19 protein-coding genes and 3 pseudogenes are annotated in these 23,122 nt (G+C 72.4%); 8 read left to right on the top strand and 14 right to left on the bottom strand.

Going from position 1 to position 23,122, the window contains the following annotated elements; genetic code table 11:
* The first annotated feature begins 141 nt into the window (after positions 1-141).
* Positions 142-2,157, top strand: coding sequence for an ATP-dependent Clp protease ATP-binding subunit (locus BMW88_RS34340; RefSeq protein ID WP_245778250.1), 2,016 nt, complete (start codon positions 142-144; stop codon positions 2,155-2,157).
* A 206-nt stretch (positions 2,158-2,363) separates the two neighbouring features.
* On the opposite strand, the gene BMW88_RS34335 is transcribed toward BMW88_RS34340, so the two are convergent.
* Positions 2,364-2,594 (bottom strand): hypothetical protein, encoded by a 231-nt coding sequence (locus tag BMW88_RS34335; RefSeq protein ID WP_089959171.1) that lies wholly within the window; start codon positions 2,592-2,594, stop codon positions 2,364-2,366.
* Here BMW88_RS34335 and BMW88_RS44540 point away from each other — a divergent pair.
* Together BMW88_RS44540 and BMW88_RS42960 are read left to right on the top strand one after the other, a co-directional pair.
* Positions 2,505-2,792 (top strand): annotated as a pseudogene (locus tag BMW88_RS44540) (hypothetical protein); the annotation flags it as partial. The gene BMW88_RS34335 and the pseudogene BMW88_RS44540 sit on opposite strands and share 90 nt — an antisense overlap.
* Positions 2,793-2,817: 25 nt before the next feature.
* A pseudogene (locus tag BMW88_RS42960) lies at positions 2,818-3,465 on the top strand (BTAD domain-containing putative transcriptional regulator); the annotation flags it as partial.
* A 192-nt stretch (positions 3,466-3,657) separates the two neighbouring features.
* Here the strand turns inward: BMW88_RS42960 and BMW88_RS34325 are convergent.
* The 3 genes from BMW88_RS34325 to BMW88_RS34315 form a co-directional block, all read right to left on the bottom strand.
* The gene (locus tag BMW88_RS34325) at positions 3,658-3,960 is read right to left on the bottom strand and encodes a hypothetical protein (RefSeq protein WP_089959165.1); all 303 of its coding nucleotides are present in this window, start codon (positions 3,958-3,960) and stop codon (positions 3,658-3,660) included.
* 158 nt (positions 3,961-4,118) lie between these two features.
* Positions 4,119-5,312, bottom strand: a complete 1,194-nt coding sequence (locus BMW88_RS34320; RefSeq protein WP_089959164.1) for a cytochrome P450 family protein — start codon at positions 5,310-5,312, stop codon at positions 4,119-4,121.
* Between the two features lie 4 nt (positions 5,313-5,316).
* Positions 5,317-6,147, bottom strand: coding sequence for a TauD/TfdA dioxygenase family protein (locus tag BMW88_RS34315; protein ID WP_089959161.1), 831 nt, complete (start codon positions 6,145-6,147; stop codon positions 5,317-5,319).
* A 143-nt stretch (positions 6,148-6,290) separates the two neighbouring features.
* On the opposite strand from BMW88_RS34315, the gene BMW88_RS34310 reads away from it, so the two are divergent.
* On the top strand, positions 6,291-7,295 hold the full coding sequence (locus tag BMW88_RS34310) for a methyltransferase (protein ID WP_089959159.1): 1,005 nt from the start codon (positions 6,291-6,293) through the stop codon (positions 7,293-7,295).
* 2 nt (positions 7,296-7,297) lie between these two features.
* Here BMW88_RS34310 and BMW88_RS34305 read toward each other — a convergent pair whose 3' ends face one another.
* From BMW88_RS34305 to BMW88_RS34285, 5 genes are read right to left on the bottom strand one after another with little or no spacing between them, the layout of a single operon-like run.
* Positions 7,298-8,563: an FAD-dependent oxidoreductase gene (locus BMW88_RS34305; RefSeq protein ID WP_089959157.1), complete on the bottom strand. Its 1,266-nt coding sequence runs from the start codon at positions 8,561-8,563 to the stop codon at positions 7,298-7,300.
* Positions 8,560-10,227 (bottom strand): prenyltransferase/squalene oxidase repeat-containing protein, encoded by a 1,668-nt coding sequence (locus BMW88_RS34300; protein ID WP_089959155.1) that lies wholly within the window; start codon positions 10,225-10,227, stop codon positions 8,560-8,562. The genes BMW88_RS34305 and BMW88_RS34300 overlap by 4 nt, the downstream gene beginning before the upstream one ends.
* Positions 10,224-11,228, bottom strand: coding sequence for a UbiA family prenyltransferase (locus BMW88_RS34295; RefSeq protein WP_245778249.1), 1,005 nt, complete (start codon positions 11,226-11,228; stop codon positions 10,224-10,226). The genes BMW88_RS34300 and BMW88_RS34295 overlap by 4 nt, the downstream gene beginning before the upstream one ends.
* Complete coding sequence (locus BMW88_RS34290) at positions 11,218-12,219, bottom strand: polyprenyl synthetase family protein (protein WP_089959153.1); 1,002 nt, start codon at positions 12,217-12,219, stop codon at positions 11,218-11,220. Before BMW88_RS34290 ends, BMW88_RS34295 begins: the two co-directional genes overlap by 11 nt.
* Positions 12,216-13,205 carry an aminotransferase class I/II-fold pyridoxal phosphate-dependent enzyme gene (locus tag BMW88_RS34285; RefSeq protein ID WP_245778248.1) on the bottom strand — a complete coding sequence of 330 codons (990 nt, stop codon included), beginning with the start codon at positions 13,203-13,205 and terminating at the stop codon, positions 12,216-12,218. The genes BMW88_RS34290 and BMW88_RS34285 overlap by 4 nt, the downstream gene beginning before the upstream one ends.
* 872 nt (positions 13,206-14,077) lie before the next feature.
* On the opposite strand from BMW88_RS34285, the pseudogene BMW88_RS44370 reads away from it, so the two are divergent.
* From BMW88_RS44370 to BMW88_RS34275, 3 genes and pseudogenes are all read left to right on the top strand, one after another.
* A pseudogene (locus tag BMW88_RS44370) lies at positions 14,078-14,356 on the top strand (alcohol dehydrogenase catalytic domain-containing protein); the annotation flags it as partial.
* A gap of 74 nt (positions 14,357-14,430) precedes the next feature.
* A complete protein-coding gene (locus tag BMW88_RS34280; RefSeq protein ID WP_342715314.1) occupies positions 14,431-15,114 on the top strand; it encodes a zinc-binding dehydrogenase in 684 nt (227 codons plus the stop codon).
* Positions 15,115-15,562: 448 nt separating this feature from the next.
* On the top strand, positions 15,563-16,588 hold the full coding sequence (locus BMW88_RS34275; RefSeq protein WP_143116403.1) for an FAD-dependent oxidoreductase: 1,026 nt from the start codon (positions 15,563-15,565) through the stop codon (positions 16,586-16,588).
* A 21-nt stretch (positions 16,589-16,609) separates the two neighbouring features.
* Here BMW88_RS34275 and BMW88_RS34270 read toward each other — a convergent pair whose 3' ends face one another.
* The 4 genes from BMW88_RS34270 to BMW88_RS34255 form a co-directional block, all read right to left on the bottom strand.
* Positions 16,610-17,482: a cytochrome c biogenesis CcdA family protein gene (locus BMW88_RS34270; RefSeq protein WP_089959147.1), complete on the bottom strand. Its 873-nt coding sequence runs from the start codon at positions 17,480-17,482 to the stop codon at positions 16,610-16,612.
* Positions 17,479-18,078, bottom strand: coding sequence for a redoxin domain-containing protein (locus BMW88_RS34265; RefSeq protein ID WP_089959315.1), 600 nt, complete (start codon positions 18,076-18,078; stop codon positions 17,479-17,481). Before BMW88_RS34265 ends, BMW88_RS34270 begins: the two co-directional genes overlap by 4 nt.
* Positions 18,079-18,203: 125 nt before the next feature.
* Complete coding sequence (locus tag BMW88_RS34260) at positions 18,204-20,066, bottom strand: DUF1996 domain-containing protein (RefSeq protein WP_218148314.1); 1,863 nt, start codon at positions 20,064-20,066, stop codon at positions 18,204-18,206.
* A gap of 206 nt (positions 20,067-20,272) precedes the next feature.
* A complete protein-coding gene (locus tag BMW88_RS34255; RefSeq protein WP_089959143.1) occupies positions 20,273-21,169 on the bottom strand; it encodes an oxidoreductase in 897 nt (298 codons plus the stop codon).
* A 118-nt stretch (positions 21,170-21,287) separates the two neighbouring features.
* Between BMW88_RS34255 and BMW88_RS34250 the strand changes: the two genes are divergently transcribed.
* Positions 21,288-22,358, top strand: coding sequence for an ABC transporter substrate-binding protein (locus tag BMW88_RS34250; protein WP_089959140.1), 1,071 nt, complete (start codon positions 21,288-21,290; stop codon positions 22,356-22,358).
* Here BMW88_RS34250 and BMW88_RS34245 read toward each other — a convergent pair.
* Positions 22,342-22,830, bottom strand: coding sequence for an allene oxide cyclase barrel-like domain-containing protein (locus BMW88_RS34245; protein WP_089959139.1), 489 nt, complete (start codon positions 22,828-22,830; stop codon positions 22,342-22,344). The two genes, BMW88_RS34250 and BMW88_RS34245, sit on opposite strands and share 17 nt — an antisense overlap.
* Positions 22,831-23,122 lie beyond the last annotated feature (292 nt).

Genomic DNA, 23,122 nt, shown 5'->3' with positions numbered 1-23,122 from the left:
GGTTTGGGCCGGAACGTCCGCCCGGATTCCGGCTGACGGCGCCCGCTCGCAGATTCGGGTGGTGCCCGGTCTGTGCTCGCGGCTCGCACAAGGGAGTATTCGAAGCAGGGAACTCCCTCGACCGGGTGGAGGTGGCGGGCCGTGCGCGGTGACGACGACTGGGTGTTCGGCTTCGGGTCCAACTCGTGGGAGGACCTGATCGGGAAGCTGTTCGGCGGGCTGGGCCAGCCCCCGTCCGCGACGAGGCGCACCGACCACTACGGACGCGATCTGACCGCCGCGGCACGTGACGGCCTGCTCGACCCGCTGATCGGTCGGGACGACGTCGTCGACGAGGTGCTCGAGGTCCTGTCGCGGCGCACCAAGAACAACCCGGTCCTGATCGGTGATCCGGGAGTGGGCAAGACCGCGATCGTCGAGGGCATCGCGGCGCGGATCGCCGACGGTGACGTGCCAGCCACGCTCAGCGGCAGGCGGCTGATCTCCCTGGACCTGGCGGGCATGGTGGCCGGGGCGAAGTACCGCGGCGAGTTCGAGGAACGGCTCGAGGCCGTGATCGAGGAAGTCGCCGCCACGAACCGGATGGTGGTCCTGTTCATCGACGAGCTGCACACCGTCGTGGGTACGGGCAGTGCCGAAGGCTCGGCGATGGACGCCGCGAACATCCTCAAACCCGTGCTCACGACCGGACGGCTCCAGGTGATCGGGGCCACCACGGCCGAGGACTACCGCCGCCACATCGCCAAGGACGCCGCGTTCGAACGGCGGTTCCAGCCCGTCCTCGTCGCCGAACCGTCGCCAGCCGAGTCGATCGCCATCCTCCGCGGCCTGCGCCCCCGGTACGAGGCGCACCACGGGGTGCGGATCACCGACGAGGCGATCGTGTCCGCCGTCGAGCTGTCGGCCCGCTACGTCACCGACCGGTTGCTTCCGGACAAGGCGGTCGACCTGGTGGACCGCGCGGGCGCGCGGGTCCGGTTGCGGGAGAAGACCCCGATGCCACCGGATCCGGCGGAGCTCGAACGGCGGGTGAGCCGCCTGAGGCGGGAAAGGGACGCCGCCCCTCCCGAGGAGGTGCCGTTCCTGGACGACGAGATCGGCCGCGCGGTCGCCGACCTGGACGCCGCCCGCGCCGCGCTGGCCGGCGCGCCCGAGGTCGGGCCGAACGACGTCGCCGAGATCGTGTCGCGCAGCACGGGCATCCCGGTCGCCCAGCTCACCGAAGCCGAACGACACCGGCTGCTGCACCTGGAGGACCACCTGCACCAGCGGATCATCGGTCAGGACGAGGCGGTCGAGGCCGTGGCCGACGCGGTCCGCCAGGGCCGTGCCGGCCTCAAGCACCCGCACCGGCCCATCGGCTCGTTCCTGTTCCTCGGCCCGACCGGGGTGGGCAAGACGGAGGTCGCGCGGGCGTTGGCGGAGGCGCTCTTCGGTTCGCAGGACCGGCTGATCCGGTTCGACATGAGCGAGTTCGGTCAGCGGCACACGGTCTCCCGGCTGATCGGCGCGCCTCCGGGGTACGCGGGCTACGAGGACGCGGGCCAGCTCACCGGCGCGGTCCGGCGCGTGCCGTACTCGGTCCTGCTGCTGGACGAGATCGAGAAGGCGCACCCCGACATCTTCAACACCCTGTTGCAGGTGCTCGACGCGGGCAGGCTCACCGACGCGCAGGGGCGCACCGCCGACTTCGCCAACACCGTGATCATCATGACCAGCAACATCGGCGCCGACCAGCTCCTCGCCGCGGCCAGCTCGGGCGTCGAGGTGGAGCAGTTGCGCGGGCCGTTGATGGCCGCGGTCCGCCGCTGCTTCCGCCCGGAGTTCCTCAACCGCCTGGACGAGATCATCCTGTTCCGCGGCCTCGACTCCGGCCAGCTCCGGCAGATCACCGCGCTGCTGCTGGAGAGCACCCGCCTGCGGCTGCGCGAGCAGGACATCACGCTGGAGGTGGACGACCAGGCCGTCGACTGGCTCGCGGCCCGCGGCTACGTGCCCGAGTACGGCGCCCGGCCGCTGCGCCGCACGATCGCCAAGGAGCTCGACCGGCGGCTGTCCCGCGCACTGCTCGCGGGCGAGCTGCGGGGCGGGCAGCACGTCCTCGTGACGGTGGCCGGCGGCGACTTGGCGCTGACCGTCACCGATCCTCCGGTCTGACGCCTCTGCACCGCAAAGATGGCGCCGGCCGGCGCGCATCCAGTCCGGATCGCCGTCGTGCTCGTCGATGTGCGCCGGCTCTTCGCGCGATTCCCGACGACTTCGTGTCGTGGACCTGGCTCAACCGTGACAACGACCTACGGGCTCCTGCGGTTTCGTGAGCGTTGACCAGTCCATCGAGAACTCGCCGGACAGGCCCGATCAGGTCAGCAGCTCAGCGTGATCGGCGGCGTCGCTCCGCCCAGCGTGAGCGGGGAGCCGACGTAGCCGTACTTGGTGAACGTCATCACTCCCCCGCCCCGGTAGCTCCTCGCGGTCCCGGGGCACGGGTAGGCCGAGGCGACGCTGTGGGACTTGAGGTTGGGCTTGGTGTCGGCGTTCTGCGCGACGAGGACGCCGTCGGCCTCGACGCCGGCGGCGACGCTGATCAGGTCCACGACGGCGTCGCAGCTCGCGAAGACGTCGACGCGGACGTCCAGGCCGAGGTGCCACGGACAACCGATGGACGCAACGCGTTGCTGGCCTACGCCGACACGGTGATCGGCCTAGGCCGGGCGGTGGAGTTGTTGCCGCTGCTCGTGGAGCACGCGGCCGAGCACCCGCTGGACGAAGCGGTGCAAGCACTTCTCGTGCGCGCCTTACGCGGCAGCCGGTCGGCGGGCGGACGCGTTCGCGGTCTACGACAACGCTCGGCGAGTGCTGCGGGACGAGCTCGCGACCGGTCCCGGAGCGGAGCTCGACGGTGCTCATGCGGCGTTGCTCGACGAACCACCGGCGGCCACGTCGCACCGCACCGGTCCGGTGCAGGCCGAGCTACCCGGCAACGCGCCCGGTCTCACCGGCCGGTCAACGGAACCGGCCGCTCTCGACCGGTTGCTCGCCGAACGCGACCTGGCTGCGCCGGCCGTGGTCGCGGTGTGCGGGACGGCCGGTGTGGGCAGGACGGCGCTGACCGTCCACTGGGGACACCGGTTGCGCGCCGCGTTCCCGGACGGCCAGCTCTACGGGAACCTGCGCGGTGACGAATCGGGGAAGAAGCCGGTGGCCACCGCGGACGTGCTGGGCGGGTTCCTGGAGGCGTTGGGGATCGCCGGGTCCGCTGTCCCGGCCGACGTGGACGCGGGCCGCACGAGGCGCTCGCCCGCTTCCGCGACCTGGGCCAGGCGCTACGGGGAGGCCGCCGCCCTGTCCACCCCGGGCCGGGTCGAGGTCCACTTGGGACACCCGCAGGAGGCGACCGGGCTGCCCGAGGAGGCGGTGGAGATCTTCCGGTCGACCGGGCACCGGTACGGCGAGCGAACGCGCTGAACGGTCTGGCCGAGGCCTTGCGCGCGGCCTGGGGACGCCCGCCGTTCACCGGGAGGCGCTGGCCACCGCGACCGAGACCGGCGACCAGGACGAGCAGTCACGTGCGACGGCCGGTATCGCGCCGTGCGGCGAGGACACGTCGACCGGCTCGCGGGGATGAGCGGTCCGTCAGTCCACTTCGGACGGACGACTTCACCGGGAAGCCTTGCTCAGTTCCTTCAGCACGGCCTTCAGCGGGTCCTTGGGGAGCCGGCCCGGGCTCGTGCAGGCGTGGACCACTCCTGCCGCCTTGACGACCTTCACCTGGTCGAGCGGCACCCAGTAGGTCCCCACCCAGGTCTTCGCTTCGACGTACGGGGCACCACCCGACGGCTTCCTCGTGCTCAGCCGGGCGATCATCACGGCGTCCGCACCGTCGACGCTCAACCCGGTCCGCAGGACGACCACCTTCCTGTGGTCGTGTTTCATGATCGAGCCGACGCTCATCGATGCCATCAGGCGAACCTCCACGTGAGGCGACCTCAGGGACCATAGGCCCACACCGAGTGGCCGGCGAGACCCGAACGGACGAACCCGTTGCGGCGCCGCGAATCCTTCCGCCCGCGAACCCGTCTCACGCAGACCACCTCCGCGAGACGGGTCCAGGCGCGCGGTCAGGCGTCCGACGACGGTCCGAGCACCACCGGGAACGTCCTCGGCGCGTGGACGTGGACGCTGCGGCGGAACGTCAGCTCCTCGTCGGCGGCGTCGGCGCGCAGCTTCGGGAAGCGGTCGAACAACGCGGTCAGGGCGACCTCCGCCTCCAGCCGGACGAGCGCCGCGCCCAGGCAGCGGTGGATGCCGTGCCCGAACGCGACGTGGCCCGTGGTGTCACGGCCGGGGTCGAGGCGGGCGGCATCGGCGAACCGGGCGGTGTCGCGGTTGGCCGCTCCCGTGGACAGCATGACGGAGGCGCCGCGCGGGATCGCGGTCCCGCCGATCTCCAGGTCCTCGGTGGCGAACCGCAGCGAGGCGTTGAGGGCGGGCGAGATCCAGCGGAGCAGTTCCTCGATCAGGTCGCCCGCCGTGTCCGGCTTCAGCCGCTCTCGCGCCGCCGGGTCGGCCAGCAGGGCCCGCACGCTGTTCGTGACGAACACCGCGGCGGTCTCGTGCCCTGCCATCAGCAACAGCATCGCCATCGCGACGATCTCGACGTCCGACAGCCGTTCGCCGTCCTCCGAGGCCGCGATGAGCCCGGAGAGCAGTGCGTCGTCCGGGTCGGCGCGGCGCAGCGCGACGAGGCCGCCCAGGTAGTCGGCGAGCTGCGCCGAGGCGCGGACCAGCTCCGGTTCGGGGCACTCGTCGATCAGCACGGTCGACCAGTGGGCGAAGTCCTCGCGGTCGAGCTCGGGGACGCCGATCAGCTCGCAGATCACCTCCATCGGCAACGGGATCGCGTACCGGGCGACGAGGTCGACCGGCTCGTCGGTGGGCAGTGCGGCGAGCAGGTCGGCGGCGAACGCCTCCACGCGCGGGCGGAGCTCGGCTATCCGGCGCGCGGTGAACGCCTGGGTGACGAGCCTGCGCAGCCGCGTGTGGTCGGGCGGGTCGAGCGAGGTGAGCATGTGCGACATGGGGGCGGGCAGCCCCGGTGGCGCGGTCGCGCGCTCCTCGGCGGGCAACGCGGCGCGGTAGTCCTTCGCCAGGCGCGGGTCCGCGAGCCCGGCGCGCACGTCGGCGTACCGGGTCACCAGCCACGTCGGTCCCGTCTCGAACGTCAGCTCGCGCACGGGGGTGTGCTCGCGGGCGTGCTCCAGCGCGGCGTGGGGGTCGCGCCAGTACAGCTCCATGAAGTCGGCGTCGTTCATGGCGTCAGTCCTTCACCGCGGTCGCGCTCATGCCGACGACCTGGTGGTTCGGCCAGCGCGCTCCGTCGCCCTTGGGTTCGTCGCCGAGGACGGTGACGCGGCGGCCGACCCTGCGCGCCGTGTAGTCGTTGACGGCGTAGTGCTGGGTCGCGCGGTTGTCCCAGACCGCGACCGCGCCCTCGGTCCACCGGTAGCGGCACACCCGCTGCGGGCTCTCCGACACGGTGAACAGGTGCGCCAGCAGCATGGCGCTTTCCTCGGAGCTGAGCTGCGGAATGCGCTTGGTGAACATGCGGTTGACGTAGAGGGAGCGCTTGCCGGTCTCCGGGTGCACGCGCACGACCGGGTGCTCGGCCTCGCCGCGGAAAGTCCCGTATTCGAGCACGTGGATCGCGGTGAGGCCGTCGACCAGTTCCCGGATCGGCTCGGACAACGCCTCGTAGGCCAGGTATTGGTTGCTCCACATCGTGTCACCGCCGACAGCGGGCGACTGCACGATCTGCAGGACCGAGGCGATGGGCGGCGACTGCGCGTACGTCACGTCGGTGTGCCACACGTCGGCCTTGGCTCCCTGCTCGGAGTCGAGCACCACGATCTCGTCGTGCTCGGGCAGCTTCGGCAGGAGCTGGTGCACCTCGAGCTGGCCGAACCTCCTGCCGAACGCCTTGTGACCGGCCGGCGTGAGCCCGGCCGCGTCGGGGAAGAACAGCACCAGGTGTTCGAGCAGGAGCTGGTGGATCCGGCCGAACAGGGCGTCGTCGACGTCGGCGAGCGCGACGCCGCGGATTTCGGCACCGAGGGCCCCAGTGAGCGGCCGCACGTCCAGAGAGGTCATTTTCCACCCATTCTTGAAAACCATTCCGCGCAATCGCGGAACGGGTGAGGAAAAATCTTCGAACACTTGCCTCGACCGCTTTTCACCGGCAATCTTCAGAGGAGCACCGAATTCACCTCCGTGGAATCGCCGAAAGGACCGCCGTGACCAGTGCAACCACCGGCACGACCACCCTCGCCGCACTCGTCGACCTCGCCACGCCGTTCGCGGTGCGGACGGCCGTCGCGCTGAAGCTGCCCGAACTGGTGCGCGACGGGCACACCACGACGGCGGCGCTGGCGCAGGCGTCCGGCACCGAGCCGGACGCCCTGGCCCGCCTGCTGCGCCACCTCGTGGCGGTGGGGCTGTTCGCCGAGCCGGTGCCCGGCGAGCACGCGCTGACCGCCGTGTCGCAGGCCCTGCTGGACGAGCGCAACGCACTGCTGCGGTCGTGGCTCGACGCCGACGGTCCCGGGCTGAAGATGGACCTGGCCTACAGCGGGATGCTGCACGCCGTCCGCACCGGCAGGTCGGCCTACGGAGTCGTCCACGGCAAGGACTTCTGGTCCGACTACCGCGACGACGAGCGGTTGCGCGTGTTCTTCGGGGCGACGATGGCCGGGTTCGCCTGGCAGACCGGTCCCGAGGTCGCCGCGCGCTACGACTGGAGCGCCGTGTCGAGCGTGGTGGACGTCGGTGGCGGCACCGGCGCGTTGCTGGGAGCGGTGCTGACCGCGCACCCGCACCTGACCGGCGCGGTGCTGGACCTGCCCGAGGTGCGGCCGGAGGCCGAGGAGTTCCTCGCCGGGCTCGGTGGCCGGGCGAAGTTCGTCGGCGGCAGCTTCTTCGACCCGCTGCCCACCGGTCACGACGTGCTGGTCGTCTCCCGCGTGCTCACCGACTGGTCCGACGAGGACGCCACCCGGATCCTGCGCGGGTGCGCCGAGGCGGCCGGGAACGACGGGCGCGTCCTCGTGGTGGAGGTGCTCGCCGGTGAGGAGCACGCGAAGAACAACTCGTCGTTCGACCTGCAGTCGCTGACCCTGCTCGGCGGCCGGGAGCGCCGGCCGGAGGACTTCGACTCGCTCGCCGCCGCGGCCGGCCTGGCGCGGCGCGGACGGATCGACGGGACGAACGGCCTGGTGGTCCTCGAGTACGCCCGCGGCTGAGCTCACCGTGCCGCCTCTCCGGAGGCGGCACGCACCCAGCCGGGCAACCGGTTCGCACCGGGATCGGGCACCAGCCCGACCTGGTGCAGCCGGTCGAGCGGCGTGAGCCGGCGCACCCCCAGCCCGGACATCGTGTGCATGACCTCGTGGCGGATGCGGTCGTTGCGGCCCGTACCGGTGAGCGCACGCCGACCGACCCACGAACGTGTCGTGATCATCCTCGCGGCGTTGTGGCTCGTCCGGCCGATGTGCGCGAGGTTGGCGCGCCGGGCGGCGTCGTAGCGGCGCAACGCGTGGTCGAGCACGTCGGCGGCCAGCGTCCCGCCCTGGCGGATCACGGTCGCCAGCTCGTGCGCGTCCGCGATCGCGCTGTTCATGCCCTGGGCCGCCATCGGGTGCACCGAGTGGCCGCTCTCACCGACCAGCGCGAACCCCGGTGCGACGAGGCTGCGGGCCATCGACCGGGACACCGGCAGCACCTGCCTGCGCGCGAGCGCCGCGCGGAACGGCCCGGCGAGCGGTGCCAGCCCGGCGCACCCGGCCAGCACCCGCTCCGCCCACCGCCCCAGCCCGTCCTGCTCCACGCCGCGCAGCTCGTCCGGGGCGACCTGGACGTAGAGCCGCACCCGCCCGCCGGGCAACGGGTAGTGCAGCCGCAACCCGCCGTCGGTGACGTAGGCGGAGAAGTCCGGTTCCACCTCGTCGACGTCGTGGAGCTCGAACGCCGCCAGGCGGTGCGGGTAGTCCTGCCGCGGTGCGCTGATCCCGACGGCGTTGCGCAGGCGCGAGGACACCCCGTCGGCCGCCACGACGAGCGCCGCGGGGATGTCGCCGTCGTCGCACCGCACACCGGTCACCCGGCCCGCGGTGCGCAGCGGTTCGCGGACCTGCACGCCCCGGCGCACCTCGACACCGGCTGGCAGCGCGCCGGTCAGCGCGTCGAGGATCGCCTGGTAGTCGTGGGCCAGCAGCCAGGGGTGCGCCGCGGGGAGCCTGCCGTAGTCGAGCACCATCCGCGGAACGCCGTCCGCGGACCGCGCCACCAGTCGTGCGAGCCGGGTGGCACCGGCTCGTTGGAGCAGCGCGGTCACCCCCCAGTCGTGCAGGATCGCGAGCGAGCCCGGCTGCAACACCTCCCCCTTGGCCACGGGCGCGGGGGTGACCCGCTTCTCCAGCACGAGGACGCGGCGCCCCAGCCTGCCCAGCGCGCAGGCGACGGCCAGGCCCGCGACCCCGGCGCCGCAGACGACGACCTCCGGCCCGCTCATCGGACCGCCGCCCGGTAGCGGCCCAGCGCCCGCAACGCCATGCCGTGCGTGAACCCGGGGTTGGCGTACCGGCTCACCCGCCGGACGTACTCGTGGACGGGTTGCGGCGTCCAGCCGCCGCCGTCGTCGCGGGCGTCGAGCAGCCAGCGCACCCCGGCCGCGACGACGCTCGGGTCCTCCCCCGCGGCCAGCAGCGACGACACCGCCCACCCGGTCTCCTCGACCGAGCCGGGAGCGCCGTGGCCGTCGCCCCACGACCCGTCGGAGTTGCGGGTCCCGATCAGCCAGGTCCGCGCCCGGACCGCCGTCTCGTCACCCGCCCGGCCGCAGCGGGCGAAGGTCTCGAGCACCGCCGCGGTGCCCATGGTGTGCTCCCGGTACCAGACGGACTCGTGGCTGCCGTCCGGCAGCTGCGCCCGGCCGAGCCACCGCACCGCCCGGCGGACGCGGCTGTCCCCGGCGGGTACCCCGGCGTCGAGCAGCGCGTCGACGGCCTGCGCGGTCGTCATCGGGCACGGCCCGCTGTTGGCGACCTTGGTGTTGCGCACGCAGAGTCCCCACGAACCGCGGCTGTCCTGCCGGTCGCGCAGCCAGCCGGCGGCCGTGCGGACGGCACCGGCCTGCCCGCTGCCGGGCAGCCGGGCCAGCACGGACACGATCTCGCTGGTCTCCAGGACCGCCGGCCAGCCGTGCGCGCCGGACCAGCCCCAGAAGCCGGGCGGACACCCGAAGGCGAGGAACGGCCGGTGCTGTTGCAGTCCCACGAACAGGTCCCGGGACACCGCGAGCCTCGGGTCGTCGCGGTAGCCCGCCTCGACCAGGCCCCGCACCGCGTACATCGTCCAGGCCGCGTCCAGGGGTGTCGTCGCCCAGGACCCGTCGGGGTGCATCGTGCGCCGGAACCACCCCAGGGCGGCCTCGACCATGTCCTGCCCCAGCCCGGCACGGGCGAGGCCGGTGCAGACGAGACCGGTCACCCAGGCGTCCTCCGACCACGAACCGGCGGAGCCCTCGTGCTCGAAGGCCTGCCTGATGACGCGCAACGCGTTCGGCTCGGCCCAGCGGGCCAGCAGTCGCTGCACGCGGGTCAGCGGGCGGTGCCGGGCCTGCGCGAGCCCGAGCGCCGAGGCCATCGGCAGCCGCAGGTCGAACAACCGGCGGTACAGATTCGGCAGCAGCGCGAGCTCCAGCGGGAACCGCCGCATCTCGTGGGGCTTCAGCCAGCCGGCGAAACCGTAGAACTGGCGGCACCACAGCACGACCTCCGGGTGCGGGATCGCCTCCAGACCGCCGTAGTCCGCCATCCAGCGCCGTCCGGCCTCCACCTCAGCCGCGTTGGCGACCGGGTCGACGAGGTGCAGCGCCGCCGCCGACACCGCCGTCGGGCCCGGCTCGCTCGGCAGACCGGGCACCATCGCCCAGCCGCCGTCATCGTTGCGCGTGCGGCGCAACCGGTCCGCGCCCGCCGCGATCAGGTCGGCGGCACCGCCGGGATCGGCGAAGTGCAGCGCGGTGATCGCGCCGGCCGTCGCGAGCGTGGACCGCAGGCTGCTCGCCCCGTAGTCGAACACCCCGTCCGGGCGCTGCGCCGCGAACAGCACCCGCGCGCCGTCCGAGATGGCGGTCTCCAGCTCCCTCGCGGTGCCGGTGTCGACCGAGGTCATGACCTCTCCCCTCCGTTGCTTGCCTCGTCCGGGAACTCGTGCCGCGACCGCATCCGGCCCTGCAGGACCAGCGAGAAGGCGAGCGCCGGCACCAGCACCAGCAGGGCGGTGACCGGCCCGGCGGCCCCCGCCACCACGGCGGCCGTCAGCACCAGCCGTTCGGCGACGAGCGTCTCGTGCGATCGCAGGGCCCGTCTGGGCGTCAGCGACGCGGGCCGGGCCGTCCACAGCGCGCACCCGCCGAGCACCACCGCGGCGGCGACCAGCGCGAGCTGCGCGCCGGGCCGGGCGGCGACCAGCGCGCCCGCGCCGACCGCGACCGTTCCCGCCAACCACAGCGCGGCGGCGAGCCGGACCGCCGCCGGAACGCCGTGGCGCACCGGCACCGACCGGTACCCGCCCGCCCGGTCCCCGTCGACGTCCCGCACCGTGCCGATCAGGTTGGACGCGGTGTCGTGCAACAGGAACCCCACCGCCACCGGCACGAGAGCGGCCGGCGGCCAGGGCACCGCGACCATCGCGCCGATCACCAGCGCGAGCGCCGACAGCACCCCGCGGCTCAGGTTCCCGCTGAACCCCAGGCGTTTGAACACGGCGCTGTAGGAGACGATCCCGCCGATCGCCAGTGCGAAGAACGGCAGGACGCGCCAGTTCGCCCCGGCCGCGATGACCAGCGAGACCACCGCGCACCCGATCCCGGCGGCCAGGGCGACGGCGGGCGACATCCGGCCGGACGGGATCGGCCGCTGCGGCTTCGCGATCGCGTCGAGGTGCCGGTCGAAGTGGTCGCCGAGGTAGTGACCGGAGATCCAGCCCAGCACGGGGGCCAGCACCGCGGCCGCCACCTCGCCGGGCCGATCGCCTCCCGCGACGAGCACTCCCGCGAGCCCGAGCATGGCCGGGTAGCACGTGGTGTAAGGCCGCCAGGTCTGCCAGTGCGCCACCGCGTGCTCCCGGACCGTCTGCTCGGCGACCTGGGACGCGTGCACCTCAGCGGTCACGGTCGACCGCGATCTCGGCGATGCCCGTCAGCCTGGCCACGGCGGCGGTTCCCGGCAGTCCCCGCAGGCAGGCCTGCGCACGGTGGGAGCGCTCCCGCGCGCCACGGCGAGCTGCCTCCAGCGCACCGCTGTCCGTCACCGCGAACCGCAGCAGCTCGAGCGTCTCCGCCGGGGGAAGGGCACCGGACAACGCGGTTTCCACGGCCTCGCGGTGCTCCGGCCCGCCTTCGCGGTGCGCGAGCAGGACCGGCCACGTGGGACGGAGGTTGGCCGCGTCGCTCAGATCGGGTTTGCCCGACGCGCCGGCGGCGAGGTACGGCAGCAGGTCGTCGTACATCTGGAAGGCCACCCCGGTGTGGTGGCCGTAGTCGCCGAGCAGGTCGACCTGCTCGGCGGAGCCACCTCCGAGCAGCGCGCCCGCCCTGCACGCGGCGCGGAACAACGCCCCCGTCTTGAACGCGGCGACGTCGAGGTAGTCCTCCAGCCCGCTGCCGGGCCGGGTGCCGCCCGGCGACACCATCGCCGCCTCCAGCACCTGCCCCCGGCACAGGTCACCACCGGCGCGGGCGAACTCGGCGACGACCGCCACCACGACCCGCGGCGGCGCGACGCACTCCGCGACCGCGGTGAACAGGTCGAACAGCAACGCGTCCCCGGTCACGATGGCGTCCGCGACGCCGTAGCGCGCGTGCACCGAAGGACGGCCGCGGCGCAGGTCGTCACCGTCGATGATGTCGTCGTGCACGAGGGACGCCACGTGCAGGTGCTCGACCGCCACGGCGGCCGGCAGAGCGGTGTCGGCGGCGCCGCCCACCGCTTCCGCCGAAGCGACGACCATCAACGGGCGCAACAACTTGCCCGGCACGGCCATCGCGTAGTGGGTCAGCTCGCCGAACCGGTCGCCGGAACCGGAACGACGGCGCGCGAGGGCGTCCCGGATCGCCTCGGCCGGGTCGTCGGTGCGCAGCGCCTCGCTCATCGTGCCGGTCATCGCACTGCCTCCTCGACGAGCGGGATCCCGGCGAACGCGCGGGCGGCCGCGAGCACGGCGTCGTTGGCCTCCGGCAACCCGGTGCTCACGCGCACCCCGCCGGCGACCTCCCGCACCGCCACCCCGTGCCGGGCGAGGTGCGCGATGAACTCCTGGTTGCGCTCTCCCAGCCGCACCCACAGGTAGTTGCCCCCGCTCGGCGGGACGTCGAACCCGAGCTCGCGCAGACCCGCGCGGACCCGGTCCCGTTCCGCGGCGATCTCGCGGCACTGCTCCCGCATGCGAGGACCGGCGTCGAGCGCGGCCAGCGCGGCCGCCTGGGCGACGGTGGGCACGCGGTGGAACGGCGCCGTGAGCCGCAACGGCGCCACCACCTCCCGCGCGCCGGTCAGGTAGCCGACGCGCAGGCCGATCAGGCCGTGCGACTTGGAGAACGTGCGCACCACCGCGAGCCTCGGGTCGTCTGACAACGTTGTCGCGTCCGCGATCACGGCCGGGTCCGCGAACTCGCGGTAGGCCTCGTCGACCAGGACGAGCACGTGCTGGGGCAGCGCGGCGAGCAACGACCTCAGCCACCGCGCACCGAGCACCTCGCCGGTGGGGTTGTTCGGGTTGCACACCAGCACCACGCGGGTCCGGTCGGTGACGGCCTCGGCGAGAGCACCGAAGTCCTGCCGGCCGTCGGCGTCGCCCGGCACGGCGATCGGCTCCGCCCCGGCGTTGCGGATCAGCAACGGGTAGAGGTCGAAGGAGGGCCACGCGTGCACGACGGAGGTGCCGGGGCCGCTGTGCGCGGCGAGGAACTGCTGCAGCAACGCCCCGGAACCCGCACCGGCGACGACCCTGTCGGGCGTCGTGCCGAGGTCTGCGGCCAGCCGCTGCTCGAGCCGTGCGGCGAGCGCGTCACCGGTCAGGTTGATGTCGGCGAGCGAGTCCACCAACGCCTCGCGCACACCGGGCAATGCCGGCCAATGATTCTCGTTCAACGCCAATTGGTGAATGATTCGGCTCAATTCGCAAACCTCCCAGAGAGGGCGTGATTTCGAACCTACAATCGCTCTCCGGGATTCGTCAACACCGCTATCGACGCAATACCGCCTTAACGGTGAAGAAACCTCACGCGCGCACACGCATTAAAATTCCGGCGCGCGATTGTCAAGCCGCACGAAAGAAGTGGGGCCGCACAGGCACTTCTCAACAGGGATTCAGCCCGGAGGCGTCAAGCGCAGATGAGAGCCACTCCGGCCGGTTTCGAAACAACGGTCAGCCACCCGAACCGCGCCTTCGAACAGGACTTCAGGTCTCCTATCGAGATGAAAGAACGTGCCCGAATGCACCACCGGGCGCGTCCGCCACCGAACGCTCCGAGCACGGAGCGGACCAGCGACGCCGCCTTCCGGATTGCCCTCGTCCCGGTACTCTTCCCGGTCCGTGACGTAGAGCGACGAACTTGCGGCGGCGTCTCATCACGTCCAGGCGTGGGCTCGCGAGACGAGCAGCGATGCCGACACCGCGGACGAGTTCGTTTCGGTCAACACTGAAGCAATGGTGATAGATGCAGGGCGCGCGGCACCCGATGCCGGAACCGTTGTCACATCAGTTGATGGCTCCTCCCTGCGTCTCTTCGCGCCGCCTGGCGGTCGAGCCACGCCATCGAGCAGAAATACTCGATCGCCCATCCGAAGCTGGCGAACCGGACGCGTCCTCAGTCCGAGGCGGACTCCCGCCGCCCGCACCTCATCAGTCCAGGGCACGGCGGCGCCGGGTCCTCGGTCCTCCCTCCCGCGGGTCCCCGTTCTCTGCCCGTCCCGAGATCGTGCGAGAAGCCTGGAGGTGAGCGACTCTCGAGGAGGAATCGATGAAGGCCCTGGTCTACGGCGGTCCCGGGAAGCGCGAGTGGAAGGAAGTCCCGAAGCCCGAGGTGCAGGACCCGGCCGACGCGGTCGTGCGCGTCACCGCGGTCACCATCTGCGGCACCGACCTGCACATCCTCGAGGGTGACGTGCCCGAGGTCGAACCGGGTCGCGTCCTCGGTCACGAAGCCGTCGGAGTGGTCGAGCAGGTCGGGGCGTCGGTCACCGGCCTCAAGCCCGGCGACCGGGTCCTGATCTCCTGCATCACCACGTGCGGACGGTGCTCGTACTGCCGCGTCGGCAGCTACGGGCAATGCCTCGGTGGCGGCGGCTGGATCCTCGGGCACACCGTCGACGCGTGCAGGCGGAGTACGTGCGCGTCCCGTTCGCCGACACCTCGACGCACCTGCTGCCCGCCGGCGTCTCCGACACCGCGGCCGTCGTGCTCGCCGACATCCTGCCCACCGCCTACGAGGTCGGCGTGCTCAACGGCGCCATCAAGCCCGCGGACACCGTCGTCGTCGTGGGCGCGGGCCCGATCGGGCTCGCCGCGATCCAGACCGCGCAGCTCTACAGCCCCGGCCACATCATCGCCGTCGACCTCGCGGCACCGCGGCTCGAAGCGGCCAAGCGGTTCGGCGCCGACATCACCGCCGCCACACCGGACGAAGCCGAACGCGTCGTCGGCGAACTGACCGGCGGACTCGGTGCGGACGTGGCAATCGAGGCGGTCGGCGTGCCCGACACGTTCGAGCTGTGCGCGAAGCTCGTGCGGCCGGGCGGGCGCGTGGCCAACGTCGGCGTGCACGGCAAACCGGCCACCCTGCACCTGGAGAACCTCTGGATCCGCAACGTCACCATCACCACCGGCCTCGTCGACACCGTGTCGACGCCGACCCTGCTGCGCACGGTCAAGACCGGGCGCATCGACGGCGAACGGTTCATCACCCACCGGTTCGCCCTCGACGAGATGGCCGAGGCGTACGACACCTTCGACAACGCCGGTGACAGCGGGGCGTTGAAGGTCGTGCTCACCGCATAGGAAACGGTCTGGAGGCGCCGGGTGAACCCCGGCGCCTCGCCACGCCACCCCACCGGCCGACTTACCCGTCCACAGCAGACAGCGGTAGGGCTTGCCGCTCCGGCCGGCGCCGGCCCCGTCGAGACGAGGGTCCAGCGCCGGCTCTCGGACGGTGGCAGCGGTGTGCAGGAGATCTCCTCGATGCCAGACGTCGTCCTGCACACGCCGACCAGGCTTCCCGGCACACCTCCGCGGGAGTCCGCAACCACCGGACGCGGTCCGGGCTGTTCCGGACGCGTTCCCGGCAGGGCGGCAGGACTGGTCCGGTTGGGCCACAACGGCGCGGCCAGCAGGCCGGGCTCCGAAGACGTCCGCACACCTTCCGGGCGGGGTCGCGAGCGCCTATCCTGGTGAGCGGTGTGCCGGGAAGCCTGGTCGGCGTGACATGGTCCTGCTCGAAGGGAAAGTCATGCCCACCAGGAGAGCGCTCGTCATCGGCGCGGGTGTCGGTGGCCTCGCGACCACCTACCGGCTGCTGCGCAGCGACTGGGACGTAGTCGTGCTGGAGCCACCGGCGCAGCCACTCCCCACCGGACTCCCCACCACGCTCACCGACTTCGGCGTCGACGCCGCGCGACGGCTGGGACTGCTGCCGGCGCTGGTGCGACGACGTCAGCCGCGGTGCGACCTCGTCGAGGTCGACGCAACCGGGCTTCCGCTCGCGGTGCGGCCCAGGCCTTCCGCCCGCAACCCCGCGGTGACCGAGCACGACGTGCTCGCGGTGCTCGACGACGCGATCGGTGGCGCGGCGTCCCGCCGTCGGGAGGACCTGCCCGTTCTCCTGGCGGACGACTGTGGTGTCACAGCCGTCTCGCCGAACGGTGACACCGACTGGTTCGACGTCGTCGTGGGTGCCGATGGGGCGTGCGCCGACATCGGGGACGCGGTCTTCCCGGATACCTGCGACGCTCCTCGGCCACGGTGGTCGACGGTGTCTCGGCCGATCGGGATGGCGTCGTCGTGCGCCGTCTCGATGGACCTGGTCACCAGGACCATCCGGCTGCACCCGTTGCGGGACGGTGGCTCGGCCGTGTCGTTCGCGTGGCGGGATTTGCCGGGGGTGCACTGGCCGGAGCAGTTCGCCGACCTCGGCTGGCTCGTGCCGTCGTTGCTGTCGCATGTGGACGGTGTGCCGTGCGCACCGGTCGTTCGGGCGTGGCCGGGCCGGTGGACCCATCGGCAGCTCGCGCTGCTCGGCGACTCCGCCTGGCACCTCGGGCCGCACGCCGGCCGCGGCATCTCCCTCTCGATCGGCGGGGCCGAGCTGCTGGGCGACGCCCTGGACATCTTCCCCGACGGGGCCGAGGCCCTGAGCTGGTGGGAACGCACGGTGCGGCCGTACGTCAGGCGCGCACGGATCAGGCCTCGGGGCCTCGGCGACCGGGAGCCGAAGCGGGACTCGCCGGGCGCGGCGAGCGCGGACGTGAAGCGGTAGACCGGCTCACGGAACATCGGCTCACGGAACATCGGCTCCGCGTTCGGAGCCGGCGGCCTGCTTGCCGCGCCTGCGCACCAGCAACACCCCTCCCAGCACCAGCAGGACGAGCACGACGGCGAACGGCACCGGTCCGGCCGCGGTGAACCACTGCACCAGCAAGCCCTGGAACCGTCCCGCTCCGTCGACCAGTGGATCGGACGGATCGGCACCGCCCAGGAACAAACGCAGTTCGTAGACGCCGTAGTACGCGACGTACAGGCCGACGAGCACGAGCAGCACTCCACCGAGCCGGGCCGCGTGCGGCAACAACGACCGGGCCCGGCGGGTCATCACGTCGCTGGCGAGCGCGGTGCCGATCGCGAGCACCGTCACCACCAGTCCCATGCCCGCCGCGTAGGCGAGGAACGCCGTGACGCCCTCCAGCAGATCGCCACCGCGCAGCGTCGACCCCGCGACCGCCAGGAACGGACCGATCGTGCACGACAGCGACGCGATGGCGTAAGCGACGCCGTACCCGAACATCGACCCGACGTGCCGGTTGGGCGCGCCCCTGGCCGGTTTCGGCACCAGCAGTGTGATCTCGCGGCCCAGCAGGAGCAACACGCCCACCACGACCAGCGCAAGTCCGATGAGGACGGTCACGAACGGCAGGTACCGCTGCACGGATGAGGCGACCAGCGAGAACGCCACGCCGAACAGACCGAACACGACGACGAAGCCGGACGTCATCATGGCGCTGGAGACGACCGCGCGCGTGAGCAGCCGTGCTCGGGACTGCTCGCTCGCACCGGTCACGACCAGCGCCAGGTAGGCTGGCAGCATCGCGAACCCGCACGGGTTGACGGTGGCGACCATGCCGGCCACCAAGGCCACCAGCAGCGTCTGGGTCACGCCAGCCGGCCCAGCCGCTGCCGCAGGTCGTCCTCGGACAGCTGCCTGGTCACGACCTCGACCCGGCCGGAGGCGTCGACGAACGCATAGGCGGGTTGCGCGGTCACGCCGAACCGCTTCCACACCGCGCTGTCCACGTCCGCGACGTGCTGGAACGACTGGAGGCCGTAGCGCTGCACGAACTGCTGCATCGCCGGGACCTGGTCCTGTGCCGCCACCCCCAGGAACCGCACCTCCTCGCCGTGCTCCTGCGCGGCCGCCGCCATGCCGGGCGCCTCGCGCTGGCACTTCGGGCACCACGGAGCCCAGAACCACAGCACGGCAGGCTTGCCGGCGAGGTCCGCTCCGGAGATGTTCTCGCCGGACACGGTCTTGGCGGTGAAGTTGAGCTGGTCGGGGACAGGAACCGTCCCGCTGGCCGACGCCGGGGCGCTCGCTGACGCCGGGGCGCTCGCTGACGCCGGGGCGCTCGCTGACGCCGGGGCGCTCGCCGCGGACGTGCCCGGCGGCGCGGACGCCGGTTCGGGAGCGCTCACTGGACCGCCGCACGCGGCGAGGACGGCGACCAGCGCGAAAGACCCTGCCACAACTCGCATTCCGGACATGGCCCGATCCTGCCGCATGATCGGTAGTGCAGATGTTACGAACCGCTGACGCCGTCCCACGCGCGAACGGGTGGAGCCCTCCCGGACCTCAGGCCCGGGAGGGCTCCCGGGACGGGTCAGGAGCACCTGCGCCCGTCGTTCACGCACTTCACGATCTTGGCCATCGTCTGGTCGGAGTTGACGTTGGCGAAGTCGTTGTGGTCGGAGAACGGGTTGTGGTTCTCCTCCGGGAACGCGTCGAGCTGGTACTGCCCCTTCTGCTGGACGTCGCGGGAGATGTTGTAGGAAATGCTGATGCGCAGCTGCGGGATGGCGCGGAAGCCCTGCGGGCACGCACCGGTCTGCTTGTCGGCGAACCGGACGTGGTCGCGGTGGTTGGCGCTGTCGGCGTTCTGACCGTCCCAGCAGCCCGCGAAGTCGTGCACCCGCATGACCTTGCTGCCGTTCGGGCAGATCACGTACTTGTCGGACAGCCGGTCCTCGAAGCCGCTGCAGGTCCACGTCGCGCGGGCGTTGGCGGGTCCGCGGCTGGTGGGCTTCGCGTCACCGGTGACCATCTTCAGGAACCTCGGCATGGCCGTCACCTTGCTGGTGGCGTTGCCGCGGTACTCGATCTTCACCTCGGCCGGCCGGACGATCTTGCCGTTGTTGCCGACGAGCTCCAGGTTCCTCCCGGTGGGAGCGGCAAGGGGCGGCGCGGTGGTCGCGGCGGGCGCGGTGGGCGCGGTGGTCGTGGTGGTGGCACCGCCGTTGTTGTTGCCGCCGTTGTTGTTGCCGCCGTTGTTGCCGCCCTCGCCGGTCTCGTTGAGACCGCATTTCGCGAGGCGCTCCAAGCCCTGCGGCCTCTCCGCGCCGCGGCCGATCGCGATCGCGATCCGGTCGAGGGTCGCGACCCGCTTGTCCTTCAACGGGCCGAGGATCGCGTTGTCGATGAAGTTCGGCCCGCCCTGGCCCTTGCTGGTCACCAGGCGCTGGTTGGCCTCGGCGATCTGCTTGTCGAGCTGGTCGAGGTCGCGGTCCACCTCGTCGAGGGCCTGGTCGGGAACGCCCGGCAGCGCGCCGCGCACGGACGGGCACTTGATCGTCGGCGTGGCGGCGTCCTGGTCGGCGGCGTTCTGGTCGGCGGCGTTCTGGTCGGCACCGTTCTGCTGGAGGGCACCCTGGCCCGCGAACTTGCGCGGTCCCTTCGAGTGGTCGCCGTGGCCGCCGCCGTGGCCACCGTGGCCGAAGCGCAGGTCGCAGTCGGCGAGCGGGGTCAGGTTCGGCTTGCGCGCGGACCGGCCGAGGGCGGTCGCGATGCGGTCGAGGGTGGCGACCCGCTTGCTGCGCAACGGCCCGAGGACGGTGTTGTTGACGAAGTTCGGATCGCCGGGGTTGTCGTTGCGGGCCACCCGCTCGTTGGCTTCCCTGAGCTGCTGGGCCAGCTGTTGGAGGTTCCTGACCACCTCGTCGCGGACCCGCTGGGGCACCGCGGGCAGCCGGTCGGCGACCCCGGGACACGCGACCTCGCCGGGACCCGTTTCCTTGATCTTGCCCGGGTTGGAGCCGACGGACGCCGGGTTGGCCTTGGGGTTGATCCGCACGACCGGCCAGAAGTAGGACGAGCGGTCGCCGTTGCGGCAGGTGGTCTCCGCGTCCACCAGGCTCTCGTCCGTCGACTCCGCGCTGATCGACAGGTTGCCCACGAAGTCGTGGACGTGCTGGGCGCCGTGCCGCAGCCCCGGCTGGGCGACCGGGTTGTCGGCGCTGAACTTGCCGTTCTCGTTCGTGCCGCAGTCGACCCGGAACACACCGGCGGCCCCGTTCTTGCCGACCTTGGGCTCCACGACGTTCTTGCTGACCTGCTCGATGGGCACGAAGGCACCGAGCGGCGCGGGCTCGCCGTTCTTGGCGGCGAGCGCCACGGTGGCGGTGCCCGCGGCGACCACGGCGACCGCGGACAGCGAAGCGATCAGGCGGAACTTCCGTCTGTCGGTCACGCGGTGCGTCATTCGTCCTCCTCGTACATGCGGCGCATGATCGGGAGTACGTACGGCGTGGCTCATCGGCTCAGTCGAAATGTCGTGTCCGGCGAAATCGGACGCGACGGGGCCGTTCGAGGAGAACGCCTGGTGACTGGCGAGTGACCGCTCCATCACCGGCGGTCACTGCCACCGGGCGGCTGTCCGGTTCAGCCGCGCCCGCCTCAGGGCTTCGCGGTCAACGGGAAGCTGACCCCGGTGAGCCGCTCCGAGACCTCCCACAGCCGCCGGGCCAGCACCGGGTCGCTGGCCGCCGCCGACCGGCCGACCAGCGCGGGGTGGCCGTGCAGCTCGAACCGCCCGTCCGGGCCGACGTAGGCGGCGCCCGGCAGGTCCTGGGTCGCCGCGTACAACGACGGCAGCGCGCCCTGCGCCTCGGTCTGCGCGAGGACCCGCCCGGCCAGGTGCACGACCTTGACCAGGTGCCGGTTGCGGCCCTTGGTGCCCAGGTTGCTCGCCGTGTAGCCGGGGTGCGAGGCCAGCGCGCGCACGGACGACCCCGCCTCGCGGCAGCGCCGCTCCAGTTCCAGGGTGAACAGCAGGTTCGCCAGCTTCGACCGGCCGTAGGCCTTCACCGGGGTGTACCCGGAGCGGGCGAGGTCCAGGTCGTCGAAGTCGAGCACGCCCACCTTGTGCGCGCCGGAGGCCACGGTCACCACCCGGTCGGTGATCGCGGGCAGCAGCAGGTTGGTCAGCGCGAAGTGGCCGAGGTGGTTGGTGCCGAACTGCAGCTCGAACCCGTCCGCCGTGCGACCGTGCGGGGTCATCGCCACCCCGGCGTTGTTGACCAGGACGTCGAGATCACCCCGCCAGCCCTCGGCGAACGCGCGCACCGACGCGAGGTCCGCCAGGTCCAGCTCACGGACCTCGGTGCTGCCGGGCATGGCGGCCGCCGCCCGCTCACCGGCGGCGACGTCGCGCACGGCGAGCACCGTGCGCGCCCCCGCCGCGGCGAAGGCCGTCGCCGTGCCGCGGCCCACCCCGCTGGCCGCGCCGGTGACCACGACGGTGCGACCGGTCAGGTCGGGGAGGTCGCCGGCGGTCCAGCGGTGCTTCGTCATGATCGCGAGCTTAGGCCCCCGCCAGAGGCCGGTGTGGCGGCCGTGGCGCGACCTGACCGTCCTTTCCGGACTCCGGATCGCCCGATCGTGGCCACCGCACCGTCGATACAGTGCGGTAATGGTACGACCTCTGATCGGGGTGGTCCGCGCGGCGACCGGCAGGCTCGCGCCGCTGGGTGCCCCGCTGGACTTCGTCGCCCGCGCCCTGCCGTGGCCCGTCGACGTGCTGGTGCGCGACAGCGCGTCCACCCCCGAAGGGGCTCGTGCCGCGGCCCTGTCGCTGGCCGACGCGGGTGTGCGCGCCGTGGTGACGCTGGGCGGCACGGAGACGTTGCCCGCGGTCGCGCGTGCCTGCACCGAACGGGAGGTGCCGTGCGTGTCGACCACCCTGCCCTGGCAGGTGTTCCGCGCCGAGGTGTTCGACGCCCGCCACCGGCCGGGGTGGGCGTTCCACTTCAGCTGGGGCGTGGACGACATCGCGACGGTGTTCGCCGACCTGTGGGAGCACCTCGGCCCGGCCCGCACGGTGGGCTGCCTGTGGAACGACGGCACCCAGGGCCGGGCGCTGCGGCGCTGGTTCCGGCCGGTCGCCGAGTCGCGCGGGCACCGGCTGGTCGACCTGTCCTACCGGGAGCACGGCGGCGAGCTGCCCGGCCTCGCGGACGTGGAGGTGGTGACCTCGGCCGCCACCGCGCGCGACCTCGCGACCGCCGTCGCCGGGGTCGACCCGCGGCTGGTCACCTGCTCGCGCTGGCTCACCTACCCGTTCAGCGTGGCCCGGCACGGCCTCGACCGGGTCGCCACGATCGTGTACTGGACGCCACGGCACGCACACCGCGGCAGTGGAGGGCGCTCCGCCCGGGACCTGGCGGCGGCCTACGAGGCGGCGACCGATGAGCCGTGGCTGCAACCGCTGGGCGTGGCACACGGGTTGATGGAGGTGGCCTGCCACGTGGTGACAGCCACGGACTCCCGCGCGGACACGGCACGGCTGCTGGCCGGCACCCGCCTGCCGACCCTGGCCGGCGTGCTCGACTGGAGCGCCGGTCCCGCCGCGGGCGTGGCGACGATCCCGCTGGCCGGCGGGCAGTGGCGCACCGGAACCCGGCCGGAGCTGGTGGTCGTGGACAACCGGCACGTGCCGGCCGTGCCGGTCGGTGGCGGGCTGCTGCTCAGTCCGAGATCGTGAAGACGAACCGGTAGACCACGTCCTGCCTGGTCGCCGAGCTCGTGCGGGTGACCTTGCCCTCACCGCGGGCGTCCGCGTACGCGCCGGTGCCACCGATGATCGCCATGGTCGTGTCGCCGAAACCGGTGGCGATCGACTTGTAGGTGCGCATCCCGGACAGGTGCAGCTCGCCGTCGGCGAGCCGGAAGACGGACGTGCAGTGCGCCGTCACCTCCGGCGGCACGGCCACCGACACCGACACCACGCCGCAGTGGGAGAACCCGTCGCCGACCTTGGCGCCGCCCTGGCCGCCGAACAGCTCGCCACCGCTGACGAACCCCTGGCCGACCGCGATGTTCACGGGCGCCGACATCAGTCCCCGCTTCGCCGTCACCTCCACCGTCGCGGCCCTGTCCTGCCCGGCGGCGACCTGGTCGGCGCCCACCAGAGCCCCGGTGAGCGCAACCACCGCGACCCACGGCTGAACCGCCATCACACACCTCCGCGTCCGGTACGAATCGTGTCACCTGACGCTAATTCCCCGGCGCTGTAACGGTCATCGACCGATGGCGTAGCCACCGAAGGAGGAGCGACCGACCACTTGGACACGTTCCGTGCAGAACGGGTTCCGGGGAAGTCCAGGACCGGTGGCGCGGCGGCTGGTGACCGGCTCGCGCCGAAACCCGGCCGCTCCACGATGTCCAGTCAGCCGGACCAGCACCTCGAGCGATCACACCGAGTAGGAGCTCTCCGCACCGTGTTCACCACATCGTGTCCTGGTGCCC

This window comes from Lentzea xinjiangensis (genome assembly GCF_900110955.1).
In the GTDB taxonomy this organism is placed as follows: Bacteria; Actinomycetota; Actinomycetes; order Mycobacteriales; family Pseudonocardiaceae; genus Lentzea; species Lentzea xinjiangensis.
Note: the sequence above shows the minus strand (reverse complement) of the source record. Positions and strands in the feature narration are given on the sequence as shown.

Bases quoted from the DNA above. Each gene is read 5' to 3' on its own strand.
- BMW88_RS34325 (WP_089959165.1), bottom strand. From the start codon at position 3,960: ATGGCATCGATGAGCGTCGGCTCGATCATGAAACACGACCACAGGAAG.
- BMW88_RS34320 (WP_089959164.1), bottom strand. From the start codon at position 5,312: ATGAACGACGCCGACTTCATGGAGCTGTACTGGCGCGACCCCCACGCC.
- BMW88_RS34315 (WP_089959161.1), bottom strand. From the start codon at position 6,147: ATGACCTCTCTGGACGTGCGGCCGCTCACTGGGGCCCTCGGTGCCGAA.
- BMW88_RS34305 (WP_089959157.1), bottom strand. From the start codon at position 8,563: ATGAGCGGGCCGGAGGTCGTCGTCTGCGGCGCCGGGGTCGCGGGCCTG.
- BMW88_RS34300 (WP_089959155.1), bottom strand. From the start codon at position 10,227: ATGACCTCGGTCGACACCGGCACCGCGAGGGAGCTGGAGACCGCCATC.
- BMW88_RS34290 (WP_089959153.1), bottom strand. From the start codon at position 12,219: ATGACCGGCACGATGAGCGAGGCGCTGCGCACCGACGACCCGGCCGAG.
- BMW88_RS34275 (WP_143116403.1), top strand. From the start codon at position 15,563: ATGCCCACCAGGAGAGCGCTCGTCATCGGCGCGGGTGTCGGTGGCCTC.
- BMW88_RS34265 (WP_089959315.1), bottom strand. From the start codon at position 18,078: ATGCGAGTTGTGGCAGGGTCTTTCGCGCTGGTCGCCGTCCTCGCCGCG.
- BMW88_RS34255 (WP_089959143.1), bottom strand. From the start codon at position 21,169: ATGACGAAGCACCGCTGGACCGCCGGCGACCTCCCCGACCTGACCGGT.
- BMW88_RS34250 (WP_089959140.1), top strand. From the start codon at position 21,288: ATGGTACGACCTCTGATCGGGGTGGTCCGCGCGGCGACCGGCAGGCTC.
- BMW88_RS34245 (WP_089959139.1), bottom strand. From the start codon at position 22,830: ATGGCGGTTCAGCCGTGGGTCGCGGTGGTTGCGCTCACCGGGGCTCTG.